This is a genomic window from Leisingera sp. F5 (assembly GCF_001593695.1).
On sequence record NZ_LUKH01000794.1, the window covers coordinates 1 to 1666 of the forward strand.

A 1666-nucleotide genomic window follows, 5' to 3' on the forward strand; every position below is an offset into this window, starting at 1 on the left:
GTGATGCCGCCGGTGACATCGGCATCCTTGGCGTCGGCGATCATGTAATCGCCCTTGCGATAGGTGCCCGCGCGGATGCGGGCGATCTTGTCGGCATAACGGGTCATGGGTCAGTCCTTGCGAAGGCTTTGTCCGCTTTGCGGATCGAAGGCGTGAATATGGTCGGGGTCGATGGCAAAGCTCACCCGGTCCCCGATGGCGAGGCCCCGGAAGGCCGGGGTGGTAAAGGACATCTCGTGCCCCTCCACATCGGTGATCACCTGCCCCTCGGCGCCCATGTTTTCGACCAGCACCACAGTGCCGGTCAGCGCGCCGGGCGTGCCCTCGGGGCACAGCTCCATCCGGGCGGGGCGCAGGCCCAGCTCGACCTGCTGGCCGGGGCGCAGGCTTGGGAAGGCCCCCGGTGAAAGCCGCAGCGCGATGCCGCCCGCGCGGGCGATATGGCCATCCTCTATCGTGGCATGGAGGAAATTCATCGCGGGCGTACCGATGAAATCGGCAACAAAGCGCGTGGCGGGCCGTTCAAATATCTCGTCCGGGCTCCCCAACTGCTCAATCTTTCCGTCGCGCATCAGCACGATGCGGTCGGCGATGGTCATCGCCTCAAGCTGGTCATGGGTGACGAAGATCGTGGTGGTCTTGAGCTGCAGGTGCATCTTGCGGATTTCTGTCCGCAGCTTTTCGCGCAGCTTGGCGTCAAGGTTCGACAGCGGCTCGTCGAAGAGGAAGGCCGAAGGCTCCCGCACGATGGCGCGCCCGATGGCCACCCGCTGGCGCTGGCCGCCGGAGAGCTGGCCGGGGCGGCGGTCCAGGTAATCGGAAAGATTCAGCGCATTGGCGGCGGCTTCGATGCGGCGGTTCTGTTCCTCAACTGGGACCTTGGCCATCTTCATCGGGAAAGCGATGTTCTTGCGCACCGACATATGCGGATAAAGCGCGTAGGACTGAAACACCATCGCCAAGCCGCGCTTGGCGGGTGGCACATAGGTGGCGTCCTGCTTGTCGATGCGGATCTGGCCGGAGGTCACGTCTTCCAGCCCGGCGATCAGCCGCAAGAGGGTGGACTTGCCGCAGCCCGAAGGGCCGACGAAGACCGTGAATTCGCCGTCGTCGATGGTCAGGTCCAGGGGCGGGATGACTTGTACGTCGCCAAAGCTTTTGGAGACTTTGTCCAGAGTGATGCGTCCCATGTCGTTGTCTCCTTATTTCACGGCGCCGAAGGTCAGGCCGCTGACAAGTTGCTTCTGGCTGAACCAGCCGAGGATCAGGATCGGGGCAATGGCCATGGTGGAGGCCGCGCTGAGCTTGGCGTAGAACAGACCCTCGGGGCTGGAATAGCTGGCAATGAAGGCGGTGAGCGGTGCCGCCTTGGCCGCAGTCAGGTTGAGCGTCCAGAAGGCTTCGTTCCAGGCCAGGATCACGTTCAAAAGAAGCGTCGAGGCGATGCCGGGAATGGCCATCGGCGTGAGGATATACAGCACCTCTTCGCGCAAGCTGGCGCCATCCATCCGGGCGGCTTCGAGGATCTCGCCGGGGATTTCCTTGAAATAGGTGTAGAGCATCCAGACGATGATCGGCAGGTTGATGAGCATCAGCACGATCACGAGGCCAATCTTGGTATCCAGCAAGCCCAGTTGGATGAACAAGAGGTAGATCGGGTACAGAA

The 1666-nt window shown here is 62.4% G+C and carries 2 protein-coding genes; both read right to left on the bottom strand.

Features of this window, described 5'->3' with window-relative positions; translation table 11 throughout:
• Positions 1 to 110 precede the first annotated feature (110 nt).
• Entirely contained in the window at positions 111 to 1190 is a 1080-nt protein-coding gene (locus tag A2I95_RS36040) for an ABC transporter ATP-binding protein (RefSeq protein WP_291737322.1), read from the bottom strand.
• Positions 1191 to 1202: 12 nt separating this feature from the next.
• Positions 1203 to 1666: carbohydrate ABC transporter permease (locus A2I95_RS36045; protein ID WP_291737323.1), on the bottom strand; the 464-nt coding region annotated here is incomplete at its 5' end.